Here is a 13,401-nt window from a genome sequence, read left to right on the forward strand (position 1 = left end):
TTCCCCCTATGCCTTATTCCGATTCTTAAAAAATGCGATAACCTCTGCCGCACGGTATTTTTTCGGGGCGCGTTTCTTCAGCGTGCCGACACTTGCGGGAAAATTGGGATCAAGCGAAAGGGTTTGCATAAAATAGCCGTAAGAAATTTTGGCGTATTCTGCGACTTGTCGAGGTGTCCAAATTTCATCTGGATTATTCGCCTGTTCAATGCGTTCTAAGCGGCTTAAACGTTCATCATAACTAGATAAAATGCGTTTAAGGCTTTCTACTGTTAGCGGTTGTTCTTGTTGCATGGTGATCCTTTTTTATTAGTTTAGTGTGGTGCTGTTGGCGTACTTTAATAAATGGTCTGCGTTCAAATGCGCATATTTGTTTACCATTTCCAGCGTTTGCCATCCGCCCATCTCTTTCAACGTGTAAAGCGGTGTGCCACTTTGTGCGTGCCAGCTTGCCCACGTGTGGCGCAAATCATGAAAGCGAAAGTTTTCAATTCCAGCGCGGTTTAATGCGCGGTGAAAATCAACCCAGTCAATTCGCCCAATCATTTTGTTAGTGCCTCTATGAAAAACATATTTATTGCACCGTTGTGCCTCTAGTTCCGCTAAAAGCGTACATGCCTCATCGTTTAAAGGTAAGGGACGCGCCTTGCCTGATTTTGATTTATCCGCACGAACAACGGCAATTTTTCGCGATAAATCTACGCTGTCCCATTCAAGCGAAAGAATTTCACTCATTCGCGCCCCTGTATAAAGTGCAAATTTGCAAACGGCTTTCATCCATGGCAAATCAAGATTTTCAATTAATCGTGCGGCCTCGTTTTTGCTTATCCAGCGTACGTTTACTTTTGGCTCTGCATTTTTCGGAACGTAAGGAATCTTGGCTATCCAGTCATTTTTATAGGCAAGGGAAAACATCTTCATCACTGAAGTGCGGTAGCGGTTTTTTGTTGCTGGGCTTAGTGTTTCCCCTGTTTTGCTATATTGTGGAATGTTTGCTGCAATCTCTTCGCCTGTAATACTTTGCAAGGTTCGCCCTTGGAATAGGGTGCGCCAATAAATGGCGTGCCGTCTTACCGTGTCGATATTCTTGCCTTGCTTACCTTCCTCAATAAAAAGTAGTAACGCTTCATCAAAAAGGCGTATTGGTTTTTTATCTAAATAAGCTATTTCCCATAATTCACGCTTTAAGCGGTCATGAAATTCTTGGGCTAGTGCTTTTTGAGTTGTTCGAGTGCTTTGTCTAATTCTTTGCCCGCTTGGTGCTGTAATATCGATCCAGTAAGTATTTTTTCTTTTGTAGATAGCCATTCGTTCCCCCTATTTTTTAGGCTTGGTGTAATTGCCAGTTCTTGTAAACATTGTGATGTAGCTCGTTGTTCAAGGGCTTTTAAATCATCATAGGATATTCTCCAGGAACGCGTTCCTGGCATTGTGAAAAAAAACCATCTAATCCGGTTTTGAAAGACGGTGGAATAAGACAGTTTGAGATAGTCCGCCGCTTCTTTGATCGTCAGCAATAACGGCATTTCATTTAATACCATCATCCGCCCCCTTTTTCTCTGTGCTCTGTGAGGTCTCTTCTTGCTTGGCGAATGCGGTGCGTTAGGCTTTGAATTGCGCTTTCTTCGGTGTTGGGTAAATTAAAAGAATAAGTGTTCATACGTTTCCCTCATGGGTAACATCACGTCCCGCAATATTGCCCGCTTTCAATTGGTGAAAATGTTGAGTTGTGCTGTTGGTATCGGTGAAATAATTGATAGTGATAAAAATCGGTGCGTGGTGTTTTTTACGCATAAAAAGGCGTAAAAGTGCGGTCAAATTAAATTTCATTTTTGCCCCCTTTTGCTTTCATTGCCGCGTAACGCTGTAAACATTGTTCTAATGGATAGCGTCCGTTATGTGAGTAAATATCGCATAATGCGTTATCTATCCAATAATCAACCTTTGTGCCCTTTAACTCTTTAAATAGAGCCAAATAACACGCACTATAAAAGGCCAATCGGTCAATGATAGAGTAATCGTCATATTCCAATTCTTTACTTCGAGGAATATTAAAACGAGCGCAAAGCTCTTAAATTAATACGATAGAAGGGTTTTTCGGTTTTTCCTGGTCGTTCTTCGAATAAATCAAAACGCCCTCTAATAATGGTTGATTGGAATCGTTATTCATCATTCACCCCCTTCGTTGCTTTTGAATAGTTGTTCAAAAGTGCGAGAATGCACACGTTTTAGTGCGGTTTTCTCAACGGGGCCCCATTCTTGTTTATGAATTTTTACCGCCCAGACATTCGGATCTTTTTGCATTAAAAATCGAGCGGTGCGTTCTGCATCGTCGTATTCATAAAAGCGGCTGGTATAGTGTTTTTGACGATAAAAATCGAATGCGGTTAAAACATAGATATCAAGCATAAATCCCCCCTTTCATCGCTAAAGTGCGGTTAAATTTCGGGTTGATTTTTGCAACGGTGACGAGGTGGCGAAAATCAGCGTTAAGGCTTAATCTTGCGCTTTCTTCGGTGTTGGCGTGAATAGTTTGAATGCACAAATTAAAGTGCGGGTGTGTGCGATTAACGCATAGAAATTTGTAGATCATTTCTGCGGTGTCCTGTAAATAATTTTTAGGAACTACCGCTAGACTTGTCACGGTCGGGCGGTAGCACGTAACGGGGTGACAAACTGCCTTTACAGGAAAACAGCCAACCGCTAAGGGTTGCCCATTACGCGCTACCATTGAGAATAGTCTATCAAAAGATAGATTATTTTGGATAGGTGCGTAAACGCTACGAACAAAAAAAGCACGGTTAAATGGCGTGCTATCGTTCGCCTGTAAAATGTTCAGCTTGTCACGGCTGGCTCTCGATTTCGCGAGTGCAGGATTAATATAGTTTAATCTCGTTTTATCTGTCAAGCGTGAAATAAACAAAAAGCGGATATTTTTGTTCGTTTTGTGATAAGTGTTTGTTTTTCGGGTATAATATGCCCGTTTAGTTTTTTGGCTAAATTTCATAATAAATCTTTCGTTGTATGGTTTTTCCTAAGTCCCCGCGCCAACCAAGTCAAGCCTCGCGGGGCTTTTTTTTGCCCTCAAGTCAGCGCACGGCTTAAAACAACTTGCCTTGCGCTTTATCTTGCCCTTTTAATTGTGCTAATCGTTCTTCATTCGTCATCGGCTTAATACCCTTTTCCTGTAAAGTTTCTTTTTCGGTTTTCTCCCAGTTGTTCGCTTCGGGGCAATCCACATAAACCGCCCTTTTAATGTTGCTAATCTGCCCTACAAAATCGGCGTTTAATTGCCCACATGACGGGCAATAAATGCGTGCTTTTGTGGCGAGTAATGAAAGTTTTTCAGTAGTGCGGATTCCCGCACGTTGTCCGCAAAAAGGGCAATAAATCGTTAAACCTGCCATTTATTCCCCCATTAAATTGATTTCGGCTATTTGCTCTTGGTTTGCGAGAAAACGCTCTACATCTTCTGCCTTGTAACGCGCTAATCGCCCTAATTTAATTGGTTTCGGAAAGTGGCCAGCATTAACTTGATCCCATAACCACGCACGAGATACATCTAACATTTTGCAAATCGTAGCGGTTGAGTAGTAACGCACTTTGGCGTGTTCGAGTTTTTCCATAGTTGCCCCTGTTTGGTTGTAGAAATTGTCAAATAACGTGTCTTGAAATGTCTTGCTTGTCGGGGCGTATGGTATGGGGTGGAAATTTTGGAAGGTGGAATATTCCAAAAATAGTTGGAATATTCCAAAGTAAGGGATTAATCTTCGACTTGATTGATATAATTATAGATAGTTTTTCCGCTTGGTTTGATTAACTCTTTTTCATCAAATTGTCGGCTTATCATCGAACGCGGGTTATCAAGTGCTCCTCTTATTTCTTGAGCCGTATGTAAATTGTAATTAATTGCGAGTAAATCACGGATAAAACGCGCTTGTGTGTTTTGGCTTTTCTTTGATTGTAATTTATTATTTATTTTTCCTTCTTCATTCAGATCATAGATTTTCTGTAATTCATCATGAGTTATATATATCTCATTTAGGCTTAAAAAATCGTTTTTTGTCTTTTCTAAATCAATTATTATTTCCTGCTCATTTATGTCAATAAATAGATGAGCTATTTTATCTATATTTATACTATCAATAATTTTTATTCTATCTACAAATGAGAAAGGTCTATCTATTCTGATAAGACCATCTACAAGCATCATAAGTCTATTTTCTGGATCTGTTAATATATTCTGTTTTTTGATGTTTGTTCTGTATGTAGTGAATGCGTTTGATATTTCCATTAACTCACTTAAATGTTGAACTATTCTTAACTGTGTATTTCCAAAAATAGGCTTGGATAATGCTTGTTTATTTTCTTTTGATAACTCTAAAGCAATGTTCCCAGTACCACTAAATTGAAAAACAAGTAAATCCTCATTTTTTATTTCTATATTTCCTAATTGTAAGCTTTCTATATTATAAAAAATGGTTGTGTAAAATTCGATAAAACCATTCAGCCAATAATGAACTAAGTCATTTTTAGAATAATCGCCTACATTTTCTTTACTTAATTTTTCTATTGCTTGGTCTAGTGTGTACCATTGTTTTATTAACGGTTTTTTTTCTTCCATTTTTATATCCTAAGTAAAAATAAAGCCCAGTTTAGTGGGCTTTGTCATATCTTGCTTTATAGTTCTAATTGTTCAGGCTTGCATTGATAGATTTTTGCTAATTTTTCACGGGTCTTTTTCTGCGGTTTGCTTTCTTTGCGTTCTGCTTGAGAAATTGCAGATTGCGTTAACCCAGTGTGTTTTGCTACTTCAGCTTGTGAAAGACTGCGATAAATGCGCCATGCAGCCAATAAACTAACTTCCTGTTCAAACATGATATTGACTACATCATTTGGGATTAATTCATTGCCATCTTCGCTTGCTTCTACAGGGATATTTTCCCATTCTTCCGCATTTTCATCATCAAAAGGGCTTGCCTTCATAATTAAGTCTTCATACTCTGCGATAGGCAAAATAACAAATTCAGGCTGCCCTTGTGAATTATTTATGTATCTGTGATTTAAATTCATTTTGCTTTCTCCTAACTATAAGTGCGTTCACTACGGCGTTTAATCGCTTGAATGTTGATAATTTTGGGTTGACCGTTGATTACTTCAAAAATTATGCGGTAGTTACCTACGCGCAACCGCCATTTTCCCTCTTCGCCTTTTAGTTTTTTTGTGTCTAGTGCTTCACTAGGGAATTCGCTTAAGGCATTTGCTTTTTCCCTTATTGCTTTTTGGTAACGCCCATCTATTTTCAAGAGTTGCCGTAACGCATCTTTTGTCCAGTTTACGATATTCATCGAGATTCTTTGAGGTTATATTATTAATTAGATTATAAGTTAATAATCTATCTTTGCAATAAGAAAATTAGATTTTATTATAAAGATAAAGCCCCTTTCGGGGCTTGATTAGTAGCGATTGCGTTCGAGTTTTTCGCATCGTTTGATATATTCAGTTGTGAGGTCTATGGCTTCGCGTTCAGTAAGCGCGCCAATGTTGCAAAGGTACGCCATAAATTCAGCCTTTATAATATCGCCCCCACGGTCTGAAAATGAATCCAGCTGCCTGAATATATCTTCTTTTCTCATTTTGTTATTTACGTGAGTTTGTCGCATAGCTCCCCCTATTCAAACGTAAAACAAGCGGACGCGGTGGCTTTATTGTTGAAAGTGCGATTGTTTTCTAGCGCACTTTGTTCAAGCTGTCCCCATAATTCACGCATAAATCGAGGCTTTTCATTCGCCTGTATGATTCCACGTGAAATATAATCTTGCACGCTGTAATTGATAAATAAATGCACGGCTTCAAGCAATTTACCTGCGTATTCTTCAGGGGTTATCTGGTCCATTATTGCACCTCATCAATGCCTTCAATTAGCACCGCATGGCGGTGATTTTCTAGCAAGTAATCAAGCATCACAGAGAAATAAATTTGCACGTTATTTTGTCGCGGTTCTTGTTTGAAGAACAAGCGTGCGCTGTTCTGTTTGAAATAAATCGCAAGGTTAGAAAGCGTTGTAATTAAAATGCAGTTAGCAGGAAAGAAAGGCACATTAATCGCACGCAACCCGCCAATTAGATTCTGCGCAGTAAGTAATACGCCATTTGGTGAATTGAGTTGCTTCGCATCAAGGTTTATCTGTGCATTGCTTAAAACATGACGCCCACAAATTGCGACAAGTTCGCCGCTTTCGCGTAGTCTTGCCGGTAATTTCTCAAGGGCTTTTTTGATAAGTTGTGTGTGAGTTTGTCCCGCTAATGTAGCTGCGTTGATAAATTGATCTTTTTCCTTAAGTTGAGCGTGCCAACCTTTAGCAACATCTTCGCCTAGTGGATTCGTTTCGGGGTTAGAATCAAGTGCGCGGCGTTCACCGTGAAAGCCTATCATAGTGAGATTTTGCGCCAGCTCCCCGCCTAGGCGTGCATTCAATTCTTTTTCAAAATTGACGGCAGTAAACTTATCCAATTCACTATGAGGAATACATACATCTAAATTGACTTGCGCACACTCAAAAGGCGTAGTGGATTGAATAAAATTACGCGGTGTGCGGTCGTGTTTGTCTGTATCGGTGTTGCTTGCGATAGGTAATGAAAATTCATGGGCGGTATTATTGATTTCTTGCGCAAATTTTGTCGTGATTAAACCTAAAAATGGGTGATTTTTTACGCCCTGAGTAATAATTTTTTCTACTTTGGCATAATCATTCATATAATCGCTTGAGCCAGTGTTTTTACCGTCTAAGTCGTTTTTATATTCAGTGAATTTTTGTTGGGTTAATTTTTCCATTTTAGTGTTCCTTACATATTGTCTAATAAACGTTTAAAGCCCGTTTTCTCTTGCGGTGCAAATGTTTCCACATGTAATTGGGTTGGGGTTTTAGGTTGCCAATCTGAGGCAAGCGCAAGCGGGGGTAAGCCAGTGCCTTGAGGTAGATTCAGTTCAACCTTGAATTTGTTCTGAAGCACATCATTAAATTCATCGTGCCCGTCTCTGCCTGTATATTGGTTGTAGTCACAGGAATAAACAAACATCCCTTTAAATAACGCAATTTGGGCTTTATTGGCCTCAATAAATTCATCCATTAAGGCAGTGGCAGCAAAGCGATAAAGTGCTTTTCTTGCCGCTAAAAATGCGTTTTTCTCATCGTAAACGGCTTCACGCTTCTTATAAAGTTTTGGCTGTAATTCTTCGCCTACGGCATTAAAGAAATCAATGCGTGCAGTGTATTCGGCTTTTAGTTTTTGTGTTTCTGCGTAGTCATCTAGGCTTAATTCGCTTTCTTGGTCGAATTTCGCTTTGATTTTGCTTATTTCAGTTTCAAATTCGTTACGCACAGCGGCTAGTGTTGCAGCATTTTTGGCTTGTTTGCCCTCAAGTGCCTTTAGTTCTTCATCGAGGGCAATTAGGTTCGCTTTCTTTGCATTCAATGCATCTAAAAGTGCGGTGAATTTGGTTTGGTTTTCTGGGTTTTGTAGTTTGATTGGAGTCATAGGTTATCTTCCTGTTTTCGTTTGTCATTGCGTTGATTAATTCGCTCATTCATCCATTGTCTTACTTCGCTTTCAATCCATGCGCGCTTATTGCTGCCAAGATTTACCGCCTCTGGAAAGCGTTTCAATCTTGCGTATTCATAGATAGTCGAGCGTGAAAGACCGGTTAAATGAACAACCTCATCAATACGCAAAAAACGGTCATTGGATTGCGGTTCATTTTGCATATTGTCGCCCTTAAAATTTCGTTATCGACTGTGTCCAAGCGTTACATTTGGAACGGCTTTTATATTAGATAAATGCTGTTTTTGATGCATTCGCTTCACGGTGTGAAGTTAGTTACGACAAAATGGCGGGTGATTTAGCCGTTATTTTTTAATAAGGCGGGGGAAATTAGAGAAACTGTCCAATCTTTTAAGGCGAAAAATGAGTAAAATAAGGGTTTTTATGCCTAAATCTAGCGTTTTTCTGCGTTGGTTTGCGTTTAAATTTTCATATTCAAAAAATGAAAGTACGCCAATACTGGCAAGGGGCGAACCGCTTTCAAAATTTGCATTGAAATCAACCTATTTAATGCGCGGGCGTGGCGAGGGTTGACTGCGATTGTTCGAGAGAAAAAAGTTTGAAAAAATCAAGGGGAAAATAGGCTTTTAGGTATTGTAGGGCTTGCGATTTTGATATAATAAACCCATAGAAAACCAGTAATAGCAAGGCTTGATAATGATTAAGCGAGCGTTTATTTTCTCTCTTGTAATGGCTATCTTCTCGTGCTCGATGAATACCGCTATTGCCGCACAACAAAAAAAGAAATCCAGCGGAATAATTAAAAAAGCCGTGGCTGCTTATGTTGTCTATCGAGTGGTTAAACATTACAAAGACAAGGAAGAAGAACAAAAGGCTAAAGCGGTAAAAGATGAATACATTGAGCCTTATTATGATGAAGATTGTTTAGATGAAGATGAATGCGAGGAAGAATAAAGGGCGGTGTATCCGCCCCATAGTACTAACTCATCCGTAAGGCTTGAACCTTGCACTGCTCAACATAATCCCCCCACGTCTGCATAATCTCTTGTCTAGAACGCCATTTCTGCGATTTATCGTAGGCTTTGCGCACTTTCCCCCTATTTTCGTGAGATAGGCATAACTCGATTGCTTCAGAAGAAAAGCGATCTAATTCGTGTAAATACGTGCTGGCGATACTTCGCAAGCCGTGCGCAACTAACAACCCCTTAAATCCCATACGCTTTAAAGCAACATTTGCCGCACCGCTATTCATCGGGCGATTATAAGGCGCAATGCGTGAACAAAACACATATTTACGGTTGCCAGTATAACGGCGCATTTGCTCTAATATATTGAGGGCTTGCCGTGAAAGTGGAACACTATGAGAACGCTTACCGCCTTTCATTCGTTCAGCGGGGATATGTAGAGCTTTCGCATTCCAATCAATATCCGCCCATTCAATACGAGCTGCTTCCGAACTACGCAAAATACTTAATAATTGCCATTCGATTAAAAGCTCGGTTGGTTTTTCTAAATTTGCTCCTTGCATCACTTCAAACAATCGGGGTAATTCTTCTGGTGCAAGTGTCGGATGATTTTTAGTTTCCACATAAGTAAACTCATCATGAATTTTCCTAAACGGATTCTTAACTATTAAATCTTCATCCTCTGCCATTCTAAAAATCTGATTAATAGCAATGTTTATCTTATAAAGCGTATTTGAGTTTTTAAGCGGCAATAATACGGGTTCAAAGGTTTTATAACTCGCTTGCTCAATAGGTAAGTCTGCTATTTTGGGGAATAAATGCAATTCCACGCGGCGGAAAGCATCATTGACTGTTTCGGGTTTAAGTTTTCCCAATTTTAAACGCTTATCACGCCATCTAATCGCCATTTCAGAAAAGGTAATTTTCTTTTCTTCAACTGGGTTAAGCAAAGATTGGCGATAAACTTGAGGATCAATATGGCGAAGGACTAAACCTCGATATTCTTGAGCTATTTCGCGCGCATGAACTAATGAAAGGGCGGGATATTAGCCTAAACTCATTTTTCTTTTTCTATTATCGAATTTATAGAAAAAATACCAAATCTTAGAGCCGCTAGAATTAATTTTGATTCCTAGCCCTGATTCTTTTCCATCATGTTTTGTATATTCTTTTTCCTGTGCTTTAAATGATAGGATCTTTGAGTCTGTAAGAGGTTTGATTATTTTCATAATGAAATGCCTTTGTATGATTAAAAACTAAACGTTTTAACCCCCACCTAAGATCCCCAGAATCAACAGGGGGTTAAATAGGGGGTTAAAAACGGAAACAAAGACAAACATAGACCAACGAAAGAAACAGATTAGATATAACTAAATCATTGTTTTTACGTTGTTTTTTGACAAGATAGACGTTATTTGACAAGGTTCGTGGCGGTGAGAAAGGGATTCGAACCCTTGATGCAGTTTCCCACATACACGCTTTCCAGGCGTGCTCCTTCAACCACTCGGACATCTCACCGTAAAAGGTGCGCAAACTATAAAGATTTGCTCCAGTTTAGTCAAGTTTTTTGCGCTAGAACATAAAAAACTTTTAAAAGTTTCGCTAGAATAACCGCACTTTATTTATCGTTTGTAGTTTTTTTATGCATATTAAAGCGTTATTTTCTAAAAATGTTTTTTTAGCCGTAAAACCCTTTAGCGCGCTGAAAGATTCTTTTCGTTTAGGTTATTCGAAAAAATCGCTGATTCGCGACATTATTTCAGGGTTGACCGTTGGGGTGATTGCTATTCCGCTTTCCATGGCTTTGGCGATTGCAAGTGGTGTACCGCCACAACATGGTCTTTATACGGCAATTATTGCGGGTATCATTATCGCGCTGACAGGAGGTTCTCGCTTTAATATATCTGGGCCTACAGCAGCTTTTGTTGTAATTCTTTACCCTGTTACTCAACAATTTGGGCTAAGTGGTCTTTTGATGGCAACGTTGCTTTCTGGGCTGATTTTGGTTTTGATGGCGTTATTTCGTCTAGGGCGTTTAATTGAATATATTCCGTTGCCCGTCACCTTAGGTTTTACTTGTGGGATTGGTATTACTATTGGTACTTTGCAGATTAAGGACTTTTTGGGGCTTTCCATAGAAAAAATGCCGGCGCATTATCTTGAAAAAATCCAAACAATTTTTACTGCACTTCCTACGATAAATTGGGCTAATGCAGCGGTTGGTGTAGCAACACTATTAGTCCTGACTCAATGGCATAAATTGCGTTTGGCAGTGCCAGGGCATTTACCTGCTGTGATTATTGGTACAATTTTAGCTCTAGCATTACAGCATGTTGGTTTTGAGGTGGCGACGATTGGATCTGCATTCCAATATACTTTGCCTGATGGTTCCATTGGTCATGGGATTCCTAATGTATTGCCAAATTTTTCCCTGCCGTGGAATATTCCTGATGCGCAAGGTCAATTAATTCATTGGGATTTTAATAGCTTACAAGCATTGTTACCTGCTGCTTTTTCAATGGCGGTATTGGGCGCAATCGAATCACTTCTTTGTGCCGTGATTTTAGATAATATGACAGATACTAAACATCACTCTAATAACGAGTTATTAGCGCAAGGCTTGGGAAATATCATTTCTCCGTTTTTTGGTGGGATTACGGCAACAGCTGCGATTGCTCGTTCTGCGGCTAATGTGAAATCAGGGGCAGTATCGCCAATATCGAGTGTCGTACACGCAATACTTGTTTTATTCGCTTTACTTTTGTTTTCGCAAGCCCTTTCTTATTTACCTTTGTCATCGATGGCTGCTTTGTTGTTAGTGGTGGCGTGGAATATGGCGAGTGTGCACGATATTATTCACCTTGCTCGCCGTTCAGGCAAAAATGAAATGGCAGTGTTGCTGACTTGTCTGATTTTGACTGTATTATTTGATATGGTGATTGCGATTAGTGTAGGAGTGTTGCTTGCGAGTCTCTTGTTTATTCGGACGATTGCGGATATGACAAAAGCCATTGAACACAATGCGCCTGAAGATTTGGATGATGTTTTGGTTTACCGAATTAGCGGTCCACTTTTCTTTGCTGCTGCGGATAAATTATTTGCGGATTTGCATGATAGAACGGTTCATACCGATCACGAAATCAGACATATTGTGCTGCAATGTGATGCAGTGACAGTGCTTGATGCTGGTGGAATTCATGCGCTTACTCGATTTGTTCAACACATGTTGCCGCATCAACAACTTTACTTGTGCAATATGCAATTCCAGCCGTTGAGAATGTTAGTTAAATCTCATTCTTCGCCAGATATTCAAAAAATTAATTTTGCGACAGATTTAAACGAAACTTTCCATAAAATTCGTGACTTTGAAAAAACTACCCAATAATGAAAACTAAAGCGTGCTAGAATAGTACGCTTCTTTATTACATCGTTCTAAACCATATCAAGGAATAATTATGCGTCCAAATAATCGAGAAAATAATCAACCCCGCCAAATTAAAATTACCCGTAATTACACCAAGCACGCTGAAGGTTCTGTGCTTGTTGAATTTGGTGATACTAAAGTGCTTTGTACTGCAACAGTGGAAGATGCTGTACCACGTTTCTTAAAAGGACAAGGGCAAGGCTGGGTCACGGCTGAATACGGAATGTTGCCACGTTCAACTCATAGTCGTATGCAACGTGAAGCAGCTAAAGGTAAACAAGGTGGGCGCACAATGGAAATTCAACGCTTAATTGCCCGCTCTTTGCGCGCGATGGTGGATCTCAAAGCTCTTGGTGAACGTGCGATTACTTTAGATTGTGATGTTATTCAAGCAGATGGCGGCACACGAACTGCATCCATTACCGGTGCAGCAGTCGCATTATGTGATGCGATCAATGGTTTAATTGAGAATGGCACGTTAAAAACTAACCCAATTAAAGGACTAGTTTCGGCGATTTCTGTAGGGATTGTTGAGGGGCAAGCCGTTTGTGATTTGGAATATGTGGAAGATTCTGCAGCAGAAACTGATATGAATGTTGTGATGATGGAAGATGGTCGCATGATTGAGGTGCAAGGCACCGCAGAAGGCGAGCCATTTAGCCATGAAGAATTATTAACATTATTAGATTTAGCGAAACAAGGTTGTAATCAAATTTTTGTCGCTCAACGAGAAGCGCTAGGCTTATAAACATAGTTTATAGGGATTAAAAAGATGGAACAATATAAACGCGATTTTATCGAATTTGCTTTAAGCCGAAATGTATTGAAATTCGGAGAGTTTACTTTGAAATCGGGGCGTAAAAGTCCGTATTTCTTCAATGCGGGTTTGTTTAATACGGGAGCAGATTTAGCGCGTTTAGGCGAGTTTTATGCTGCGGCAATTCAGGCAAGTGCGGTAGATTTTGATGTGGTTTTTGGCCCGGCTTATAAAGGTATTCCAATTGGCACGTCAGTTTCGGTGGCGTTATTTAATCGTTATGGTATTGATAAACCCGTGTGTTTTAATCGCAAAGAGGTTAAAGATCACGGAGAGGGCGGAAATTTAATTGGTAGCCCATTGCAAGGAAAGATTTTGCTTGTGGATGACGTGATTACGGCGGGTACTGCGATCCGTGAATCTATGGAATTAATTAGTACAAATAAGGCAGAGCTTGCGGCGGTATTGATTGCTCTAAATCGTAAGGAGCGAGGAAAAGGCGAGCTTTCAGCAATTCAAGAAGTAGAACGTGATTATCAATGCCAAGTGCTATCAATCATTGATTTAGATGATTTGATGCAATTTATCGAACAAGATCCTCGATACAGTAGCCATTTGCCAGAAATGCGTGCTTATCGTGCTGAATTTGGCGTATAAAACTTGAGAAATAAATTTTTGTCGTCATTATAAATA

22 protein-coding genes and 1 tRNA gene are annotated in these 13,401 nt (G+C 39.7%); 4 read left to right on the forward strand and 19 right to left on the reverse strand.

What is annotated here, in order from left to right:
• Positions 1-6: 6 nt before the first annotated feature.
• The 16 genes from FE813_RS03605 to FE813_RS03670 form a co-directional block, all read right to left on the reverse strand.
• Positions 7-294: a hypothetical protein gene (locus tag FE813_RS03605; protein WP_139989467.1), complete on the reverse strand. Its 288-nt coding sequence runs from the start codon at positions 292-294 to the stop codon at positions 7-9.
• 15 nt (positions 295-309) lie between these two features.
• A complete protein-coding gene (locus FE813_RS03610) occupies positions 310-1,308 on the reverse strand; it encodes a site-specific integrase (RefSeq protein WP_139989468.1) in 999 nt (332 codons plus the stop codon).
• The gene (locus FE813_RS10465; RefSeq protein WP_180978676.1) at positions 1,209-1,544 is read right to left on the reverse strand and encodes a MerR family transcriptional regulator; all 336 of its coding nucleotides are present in this window, start codon (positions 1,542-1,544) and stop codon (positions 1,209-1,211) included. Before FE813_RS10465 ends, FE813_RS03610 begins: the two co-directional genes overlap by 100 nt.
• Before the next feature lie 112 nt (positions 1,545-1,656).
• Positions 1,657-1,830 (reverse strand): hypothetical protein, encoded by a 174-nt coding sequence (locus tag FE813_RS10470; RefSeq protein WP_180978677.1) that lies wholly within the window; start codon positions 1,828-1,830, stop codon positions 1,657-1,659.
• A gap of 339 nt (positions 1,831-2,169) precedes the next feature.
• Positions 2,170-2,409, reverse strand: a complete 240-nt coding sequence (locus tag FE813_RS03615; RefSeq protein ID WP_046949478.1) for a hypothetical protein — start codon at positions 2,407-2,409, stop codon at positions 2,170-2,172.
• Positions 2,402-3,007: a host cell division inhibitor Icd-like protein gene (locus FE813_RS03620; RefSeq protein ID WP_111407759.1), complete on the reverse strand. Its 606-nt coding sequence runs from the start codon at positions 3,005-3,007 to the stop codon at positions 2,402-2,404. Before FE813_RS03620 ends, FE813_RS03615 begins: the two co-directional genes overlap by 8 nt.
• Before the next feature lie 94 nt (positions 3,008-3,101).
• Positions 3,102-3,407, reverse strand: a complete 306-nt coding sequence (locus tag FE813_RS03625) for a transcriptional regulator (protein ID WP_112122847.1) — start codon at positions 3,405-3,407, stop codon at positions 3,102-3,104.
• Positions 3,408-3,626 (reverse strand): helix-turn-helix transcriptional regulator, encoded by a 219-nt coding sequence (locus FE813_RS03630; RefSeq protein WP_040035086.1) that lies wholly within the window; start codon positions 3,624-3,626, stop codon positions 3,408-3,410. It abuts the gene before it with no gap.
• A 137-nt stretch (positions 3,627-3,763) separates the two neighbouring features.
• Positions 3,764-4,624 carry a hypothetical protein gene (locus FE813_RS03635; RefSeq protein ID WP_139989469.1) on the reverse strand — a complete coding sequence of 287 codons (861 nt, stop codon included), beginning with the start codon at positions 4,622-4,624 and terminating at the stop codon, positions 3,764-3,766.
• A gap of 56 nt (positions 4,625-4,680) precedes the next feature.
• A complete protein-coding gene (locus FE813_RS03640; RefSeq protein WP_133498148.1) occupies positions 4,681-5,073 on the reverse strand; it encodes a helix-turn-helix domain-containing protein in 393 nt (130 codons plus the stop codon).
• Positions 5,074-5,084: 11 nt separating this feature from the next.
• Positions 5,085-5,348 (reverse strand): type II toxin-antitoxin system RelE family toxin, encoded by a 264-nt coding sequence (locus FE813_RS03645; RefSeq protein ID WP_006995583.1) that lies wholly within the window; start codon positions 5,346-5,348, stop codon positions 5,085-5,087.
• A gap of 108 nt (positions 5,349-5,456) precedes the next feature.
• Positions 5,457-5,663 carry a hypothetical protein gene (locus FE813_RS03650; protein WP_139989470.1) on the reverse strand — a complete coding sequence of 69 codons (207 nt, stop codon included), beginning with the start codon at positions 5,661-5,663 and terminating at the stop codon, positions 5,457-5,459.
• An 8-nt stretch (positions 5,664-5,671) separates the two neighbouring features.
• The gene (locus tag FE813_RS03655; RefSeq protein WP_050846649.1) at positions 5,672-5,896 is read right to left on the reverse strand and encodes a hypothetical protein; all 225 of its coding nucleotides are present in this window, start codon (positions 5,894-5,896) and stop codon (positions 5,672-5,674) included.
• The gene (locus tag FE813_RS03660; protein WP_219728937.1) at positions 5,896-6,834 is read right to left on the reverse strand and encodes a P2 family phage major capsid protein; all 939 of its coding nucleotides are present in this window, start codon (positions 6,832-6,834) and stop codon (positions 5,896-5,898) included. Before FE813_RS03660 ends, FE813_RS03655 begins: the two co-directional genes overlap by 1 nt.
• Positions 6,835-6,845: 11 nt before the next feature.
• Positions 6,846-7,538 (reverse strand): hypothetical protein, encoded by a 693-nt coding sequence (locus tag FE813_RS03665; RefSeq protein WP_139989471.1) that lies wholly within the window; start codon positions 7,536-7,538, stop codon positions 6,846-6,848.
• Entirely contained in the window at positions 7,535-7,765 is a 231-nt protein-coding gene (locus tag FE813_RS03670) for a helix-turn-helix transcriptional regulator (protein WP_139989472.1), read from the reverse strand. The genes FE813_RS03665 and FE813_RS03670 overlap by 4 nt, the downstream gene beginning before the upstream one ends.
• A 493-nt stretch (positions 7,766-8,258) precedes the next feature.
• Between FE813_RS03670 and FE813_RS03675 the strand changes: the two genes are divergently transcribed.
• On the forward strand, positions 8,259-8,516 hold the full coding sequence (locus FE813_RS03675) for a hypothetical protein (RefSeq protein ID WP_139989473.1): 258 nt from the start codon (positions 8,259-8,261) through the stop codon (positions 8,514-8,516).
• Between the two features lie 25 nt (positions 8,517-8,541).
• Here the strand turns inward: FE813_RS03675 and FE813_RS03680 are convergent, their stop codons facing one another.
• The 3 genes from FE813_RS03680 to FE813_RS03685 form a co-directional block, all read right to left on the reverse strand.
• Positions 8,542-9,477, reverse strand: a complete 936-nt coding sequence (locus FE813_RS03680; protein ID WP_235898346.1) for a tyrosine-type recombinase/integrase — start codon at positions 9,475-9,477, stop codon at positions 8,542-8,544.
• A gap of 96 nt (positions 9,478-9,573) precedes the next feature.
• Positions 9,574-9,756, reverse strand: coding sequence for an Arm DNA-binding domain-containing protein (locus FE813_RS10655; RefSeq protein WP_235898347.1), 183 nt, complete (start codon positions 9,754-9,756; stop codon positions 9,574-9,576).
• Between the two features lie 199 nt (positions 9,757-9,955).
• Positions 9,956-10,045: transfer RNA gene (locus tag FE813_RS03685), tRNA-Ser, on the reverse strand.
• A 124-nt stretch (positions 10,046-10,169) separates the two neighbouring features.
• Between FE813_RS03685 and dauA the strand changes: the two genes are divergently transcribed.
• From dauA to pyrE, 3 genes are all read left to right on the forward strand, one after another.
• The gene (gene dauA / locus FE813_RS03690) at positions 10,170-11,912 is read left to right on the forward strand and encodes a C4-dicarboxylic acid transporter DauA (protein WP_139989474.1); all 1,743 of its coding nucleotides are present in this window, start codon (positions 10,170-10,172) and stop codon (positions 11,910-11,912) included.
• Positions 11,913-11,982: 70 nt separating this feature from the next.
• Positions 11,983-12,699, forward strand: a complete 717-nt coding sequence (gene rph / locus FE813_RS03695) for a ribonuclease PH (protein WP_005635771.1) — start codon at positions 11,983-11,985, stop codon at positions 12,697-12,699.
• 24 nt (positions 12,700-12,723) lie between these two features.
• Positions 12,724-13,365: an orotate phosphoribosyltransferase gene (pyrE, locus tag FE813_RS03700; protein WP_118855584.1), complete on the forward strand. Its 642-nt coding sequence runs from the start codon at positions 12,724-12,726 to the stop codon at positions 13,363-13,365.
• Positions 13,366-13,401: the final 36 nt, after the last annotated feature.

It is taken from the genome of Haemophilus seminalis (assembly GCF_006384255.1).
In the GTDB taxonomy this organism is placed as follows: domain Bacteria; phylum Pseudomonadota; class Gammaproteobacteria; order Enterobacterales; family Pasteurellaceae; genus Haemophilus; species Haemophilus seminalis.